The sequence below is a fragment of the Vibrio brasiliensis LMG 20546 genome, from assembly GCF_000189255.1.
Lineage (GTDB): Bacteria > Pseudomonadota > Gammaproteobacteria > Enterobacterales > Vibrionaceae > Vibrio > Vibrio brasiliensis.
The window spans coordinates 61,745-67,812 of record NZ_AEVS01000075.1 but is presented as its reverse complement, the minus strand read 5'-3'; the positions used below and the strand labels follow the sequence as shown (position 1 = coordinate 67,812).

Below are 6,068 nucleotides of genomic sequence, written 5' to 3'. Positions count from 1 at the left end.
ATTGAAACCTAATTTGAAACCGAAGTTTCTAATTGGATTATCATCAACGAGTGCCCACACAGATTGATAGGTTTATATTGTTAAAGAGCTACTCTTCTTTGTGACTTACATCACTTCGGAAGAGGCGGTCATTTTAGCGAGATAAAGTTTAGTGTCAACCACTTTTTTCAAACTTTTTTCAAGCGTTTCCGCTTGGCTAATTGACCTTGCTAACTGGGCTTTCGTTTCTTTCGAACCGTTCCCGTGTCAGCGAGGGGGCATTATAGAGATCGCCATCACATTGGCAAGTGCTTTTTTCAGTTTTTTTTGATTTTTTTATCGTTTGGGTATTTTCTATTCAAAACTAGCTGTTTTTAACACTTTTCTAGGCTCTCAAAGCCAACTTCCCCCTCTAATAAGGAGAAAAAATGAGCTCTCTACGTAGTTACAAAGGTATAAAGCCTCAAATTGGTCAGCGCGTCTATATAGATAGTAGCTCTATTTTGGTTGGAGAAATTAAAATCGGGGATGATTCTAGCGTTTGGCCTTTGGTTGCCGCGCGTGGTGATGTTAACCATATCCATATTGGCGAACGTACCAACATTCAAGATGGCAGTGTTTTGCATGTTACCCATAAGAATGCAGAGAACCCCGAAGGTTACCCGCTTATTATTGGTAATGATGTCACCATAGGTCACAAAGTAATGCTGCACGGTTGTACCATCAAAGATCGTGTTTTGGTTGGTATGGGGGCTATCGTGCTAGACGGTGTAGTAATAGAAGAAGAGGTAATGATAGGTGCTGGTAGCTTAGTACCACCTGGAAAGGTTTTAGAAAGCGGATATCTATATGTGGGTAGCCCGGTCAAGCAAGCACGTCCTCTCAATGACGCTGAACGTGCTTTCTTGCAAAAATCTGCTGATAACTATGTACAGAATAAAGAGGACTACCTACATCAAGTAGAAGACCTTAACTAATTACCTCTACTTTACCATCAGCATTAAACTCTTCATCTTCGATGAGCTGCTCGGCAAGTTCCTCTAACTCAAAACGGTATTGAGCAAAGAGGTCCTGAGCTTGCTGAGCATCATTAATGCTTTGCCCTGAGAGCTTTTCCAACTCTTCCTGACTAACAATACACTCTATCAAAGCGCCTGACTGTTGTGCTGGAAACGTCATTGTTCGATTTTGTTCATCCCAAGTTTGCAGATCAGGAAATAAGATCGACTGGTTCAAGTTTACATTCCTTCTAGATTCTTGCGCAGTTCACGCAGAATTTGTTTCGTACCCGGTCTAAGTCCACGCCACAGCATAAAGCTCTCCGCCGCCTGACCAACTAACATACCTAAGCCATCGTAAGCCGCAGCAACATTATTATCCAGCGCCCACTGGTTAAAAGCGGTGTTACCTGCTCCATACATCATGTCGTACGCGTATGTATGCGGAGTGAAAATCGTTGCGGAAATATCAGGCAGTTCACCACTCAGGCTGGCCGAGGTAGAGTTGATAACCACATCAAAGCTATCGTTAATCTCTGACATTGCGACCGAACGAACATTGCCATAGGGTGAGAACATTTCTTGTAGCTGCTGGGCTTTCGAGAGCGTTCGGTTGGTAATGACGATTTCACTTGGCTGCTGATCTAACAAGGGCTTGATCACCCCTCTTGCCGCACCACCGGCACCAATCACAAGGATACGGGCATCTTTTAAAGGCACTTGATATTGCAGTAAGTCCTGAACAAGACCTTCACCGTCAGTGTTATCGCCAACAATTTCACCATCATCAAGCTTCTTAAGCGTATTCACCGCTCCGGCTAGTTGCGCTCGCTCGGTTAGTCGCGTGGCGAACTGATAAGCGTCCTCTTTAAAAGGTACGGTGACATTGCACCCTTTACCGCCAGTAGAAAAAAACATCTTTGCGGCACTGTTAAATTCACCAACAGGAGCAAGCTCTGCTGTATAGATAAGAGACTGATTAGTCTGGCGAGCAAATAGAGTATGAATAAAAGGGGATTTACTGTGTCCAATGGGATTGCCAAAAACGGCGTAGCGATCTATTTGCTGTGTCATATCCTTACCTGCAGAAATAAAAAGGGTCAACTAAGTTAAGTTGACCCTATCACTATCTATATAAGGAAGAAAGCCTTACCACTCTCTTGGTTTAAGGTAGTGATCATATAGCTCCGCTTCTGGTGAGTTAGGCTCGACCTGATACGCGTATTCCCAACGCGCCAGAGGAGGCATCGACATTAGGATCGACTCAGTCCGCCCACCACTTTGCAAACCAAACAGGGTGCCGCGGTCAAACACTAGGTTAAACTCAACATAACGACCTCGACGGTATAACTGGAACTGACGTTCACGATCGCCATATGTAGTCTCTTTGCGACGCTCCACTATCGGTAAGTAAGCTTCGGTATAGCCTTCACCTACCGCCTTAATGTAATCAAAGCACTTGTCGAACTCCCAATGATTGAGATCATCAAAGAACAGGCCGCCAACACCACGAGTTTCATCGCGATGAGGGAGATAGAAATATCGGTCACACCAAGCTTTATGTTCTGGATAAACTTCGCTACCGAATGGGGCACACACTTCCTTAGCTGTGTTGTGCCAGTACTGAGCATCTTCTTCGAATGGGTAGAATGGCGTTAAATCGAAACCACCACCGAACCACCAGATAGGATCTTCACCCTCTTTCTCGGCAATAAAGAAACGTACATTCGCGTGAGAGGTTGGTACATAAGGGTTATTCGGGTGCATAACCAAAGAAACACCCATTGCTTCAAAACGACGACCAGCAAGTTCAGGACGATGCGCTGTTGCTGAGGCCGGCATCTCTTTACCTTCAACATGGGAGAAGTTAACCCCTCCTTGCTCAAATACCGCACCGTCTTTCATGACACGAGTACGGCCGCCTCCACCTAGTTTCTCACCCGGTTCACGGTGCCACTCATCTTCGACAAATACCGCTTGTCCATCAGCCTCTTCCAATTGCTGACAAATTGAATCCTGGAGCTTCATTAGAAACTGCTTTACCGCTAGTTTATCTATCGCTGACATACGACTTCCTTAACTGCAGGGTTATCCCTGTCTTAATACTTGTGAGGTTTTTGCATCGCGAATCTCACTTGGTTTTTCTCGTCCACCAGTCTGACCCTCCAGCACTGCAACCAACTGGCTACCGAGTTGCTGGTAAACTTCTTCAGTTGTCATACAGGGTGGCTGACCGGATAAATTCGCGCTGGTAGAGGTTAACGGCTTTCCAAATGCATTACACATCTTTTGCACTAAAGGATGATCACTCACACGAACCGCAATCGAGTCGTACTGCCCAGATACCCAATCTGACACCTTGTCACTGCACGGCATCACCCAGGTTACCGGACCAGGCCAACTTTTCTGTACCTGTTGCAACTGCTCGGCGCTTAACTGAGACTCATCGATATAAGGCAGCAACTGTTGGTAACTGGCTGCGATGAGAATCAGGCCTTTCTCAATCGGTCTCTGCTTGAGTTTAAGTAGCTTTTCTATCGCTTGAGGGCTGTCAGGATCACAACCAACACCAAATACTCCCTCTGTTGGGTAAGCAATGACTTCACCGTTACGTAAAGCACTGAGCGCCTTATCAAAGTTATCCACCAGCCACTTCCTATTCATCATCAATCAGCAATAAGTGTACAAACATTCGCACCAGACACTAAAGCTATTTATCGATAAATTCACCCTAGTCGCTTTCAAACCCGACGCAAACGTTTGCTTAAGATTAAAATCCCCGTATAATGCGCTCAAATTATTTGCTCACCATTCTATGCGCTTTGAAGGAGTTTGAGATGAAAGTCGGTATCATCATGGGTTCAAAATCAGATTGGCCAACAATGAAACTAGCCGCGGAAATGCTAGACAAGTTTGGCGTGGAATACGAAACCAAAGTTGTATCAGCACACCGTACCCCTCAACTTCTTGCAGATTACGCGACCAGCGCTAAAGAGCGTGGACTTAAAGTGATTATTGCCGGTGCTGGCGGTGCTGCACACCTACCAGGTATGGCTGCTGCATTTACCTCATTACCTGTACTTGGTGTTCCTGTACAGTCTCGCGCACTAAGTGGGCTGGACTCTCTCTACTCTATCGTGCAAATGCCAAAAGGTATCGCGGTAGGCACACTGGCTATTGGTGAAGCAGGCGCAGCAAATGCGGGTATTCTTGCCGCTCAGATTCTTGGTACTCACGACGAAGAAGTGATGGCTAAGGTTGAAGCGTTCCGCAGTGAGCAAACTGAAACTGTACTTGCTAACCCAAACCCAGCAGAGGACTAAGTCGATGCATGTTTTAGTGTTAGGCGCAGGTCAGCTGGCACGAATGATGTCACTTGCTGGTGCACCTCTTAACATTGAGATTTCTGCCTACGATGTGGGTAGTGAGAATATTGTTCACCCACTCACTCAAGCCGTGATTGGTCGTGGACTCGCGAATGCTATCGAGCAAGCAGATGTCATCACTGCCGAATTTGAACATATCCCGCACCATATTCTCGACATCTGCGAGAATAGCGGCAAGTTTCTCCCGTCGACCCAGGCGATAAAAGCGGGCGGAGATCGCCGTATCGAGAAAGCACTACTCGATCAGGCTGACGTTCGTAATGCTAAATACTATGTGATTAAGAGTCGCGAAGATTTCGAGCAGGCTATCGAGCATGTCGGTATTCCTATGGTCCTGAAAAGTGCTCTGGGTGGATACGACGGTAAAGGTCAATGGCGCCTGAAAGATTTGAGCCAAACCGATCAAATCTGGAATGAAATGGCCGAGTGCATTGCCGCTACCGACACGCAGGCAATCGTTGCAGAAGAGTTTGTTCCATTTAAGCGCGAGGTATCCTTAGTGGGTGCGCGTGCAAAAGATGGCTCTGTCGCAGTGTATCCGTTAGCGGAAAACATTCATACCGATGGTGTACTGACTCTATCCACTGCGATCGCAGACACTGAACTACAAGAGCAGGCTAAAGCTATGTTTACCTCGGTGGCAGAGCGACTGGAGTATGTTGGTGTACTGGCACTGGAATTTTTTGATGTCGATGGCACTTTACTGGTTAACGAAATCGCACCGCGTGTCCACAACTCAGGTCACTGGACTCAGCAAGGCGCAGAAACCTGTCAGTTTGAAAATCACCTGCGTGCCGTTTGTGGTTTGCCATTAGGCAGCACAAAGCTGATTCGCTCGACTTCTATGATCAACATCTTAGGCGAAGACACCTTACCCGCTGAAGTTCTGGCGATGGATGGCTGCCATGTTCATTGGTACGGCAAAGAAAAACGTGCCGGTCGCAAAATGGGTCATATCAACGTGTGTGGTGACTACAACGGTGAACTTCAACGCAAATTATGCGCGCTGGCAAACCTGCTTGATAAGCAAGCCTTCCCTGCTGTGCATGAATTCGCTGAAAATTTCTCTGAATAGAGAGTAAGAAATAGAAAAACGGCGCTATATGCGCCGTTTTTTATTGTTCTGATTGGGTGTGGTGACACTTGCGATTAGCGCACTGGCGCTTAATACCACTGGCGAGTTTCTTCTCTATTAACAGTGGGAAGCCACATTTCTCACAGCGACCTGCGACAGGAGGCTGATTAACTGCAAACTTGCATTTCGGATAATTATCACAAGCATAGAAGAGTTTGCCAAAGCGTGTCTTACGCTCAACCAGTTGGCCTTTGAGGCATTCCGGACAAGTGTGCGTTTGTGGGGCGGCCTGCTCTTCTTTAGGCTGTTCAAGCGATTCGATATGGTGACATTGTGGATAATGGCTACAACCGATAAACATACCGTAGCGTCCCTGACGCAACACCAGTTCATTACCGCACTCAGGGCAGGCAACGCCTAACTCTTTAACAATATGGCCATCATTCTGATGTAACGGCTTAATATAGTCGCACTCAGGATACTGGTTGCAGCCCAAAAAAGGACCATGCTTACCATGACGAAGCTGTAATTCGCCTTCACGCTGGTTTTCCTGACACTTAGGACAGGCTTGGTGCTCTAATGCATGCTCATGGGCAGAGAACAGTTGATGATCAATTTTGTTACTCATAT

At 46.4% G+C, this 6,068-nt stretch carries 8 protein-coding genes; 3 read left to right on the top strand and 5 right to left on the bottom strand.

Annotated elements, in window-relative coordinates:
- Positions 1-407 precede the first annotated feature (407 nt).
- Positions 408-956, top strand: a complete 549-nt coding sequence (locus RH46_RS13795) for a gamma carbonic anhydrase family protein (protein WP_006880099.1) — start codon at positions 408-410, stop codon at positions 954-956.
- On the opposite strand, the gene RH46_RS13790 is transcribed toward RH46_RS13795, so the two are convergent.
- The 4 genes from RH46_RS13790 to tsaC all read right to left on the bottom strand — a co-directional run bounded on the left by RH46_RS13790 (position 949) and on the right by tsaC (position 3,623).
- Positions 949-1,215 (bottom strand): DUF1488 family protein, encoded by a 267-nt coding sequence (locus tag RH46_RS13790; protein WP_006880098.1) that lies wholly within the window; start codon positions 1,213-1,215, stop codon positions 949-951. The genes RH46_RS13795 and RH46_RS13790 overlap by 8 nt on opposite strands.
- Positions 1,216-1,217: 2 nt before the next feature.
- Positions 1,218-2,051: a shikimate dehydrogenase gene (gene aroE / locus RH46_RS13785; RefSeq protein WP_006880097.1), complete on the bottom strand. Its 834-nt coding sequence runs from the start codon at positions 2,049-2,051 to the stop codon at positions 1,218-1,220.
- A gap of 75 nt (positions 2,052-2,126) precedes the next feature.
- Entirely contained in the window at positions 2,127-3,044 is a 918-nt protein-coding gene (gene hemF / locus RH46_RS13780; RefSeq protein ID WP_006880096.1) for an oxygen-dependent coproporphyrinogen oxidase, read from the bottom strand.
- 21 nt (positions 3,045-3,065) lie between these two features.
- The gene (tsaC, locus tag RH46_RS13775) at positions 3,066-3,623 is read right to left on the bottom strand and encodes an L-threonylcarbamoyladenylate synthase type 1 TsaC (RefSeq protein ID WP_006880095.1); all 558 of its coding nucleotides are present in this window, start codon (positions 3,621-3,623) and stop codon (positions 3,066-3,068) included.
- Positions 3,624-3,814: 191 nt separating this feature from the next.
- Here tsaC and purE point away from each other — a divergent pair, with 191 nt between their 5' ends.
- Together purE and RH46_RS13765 are read left to right on the top strand one after the other, a co-directional pair.
- Positions 3,815-4,300: a 5-(carboxyamino)imidazole ribonucleotide mutase gene (gene purE / locus RH46_RS13770; protein ID WP_006880094.1), complete on the top strand. Its 486-nt coding sequence runs from the start codon at positions 3,815-3,817 to the stop codon at positions 4,298-4,300.
- A 4-nt stretch (positions 4,301-4,304) separates the two neighbouring features.
- Entirely contained in the window at positions 4,305-5,438 is a 1,134-nt protein-coding gene (locus RH46_RS13765; protein ID WP_006880093.1) for a 5-(carboxyamino)imidazole ribonucleotide synthase, read from the top strand.
- A gap of 40 nt (positions 5,439-5,478) precedes the next feature.
- Here the strand turns inward: RH46_RS13765 and RH46_RS13760 are convergent, their stop codons facing one another.
- Positions 5,479-6,066, bottom strand: a complete 588-nt coding sequence (locus RH46_RS13760; RefSeq protein WP_006880092.1) for a DNA topoisomerase family protein — start codon at positions 6,064-6,066, stop codon at positions 5,479-5,481.
- Between the last annotated feature and the right edge of the window lie 2 nt (positions 6,067-6,068).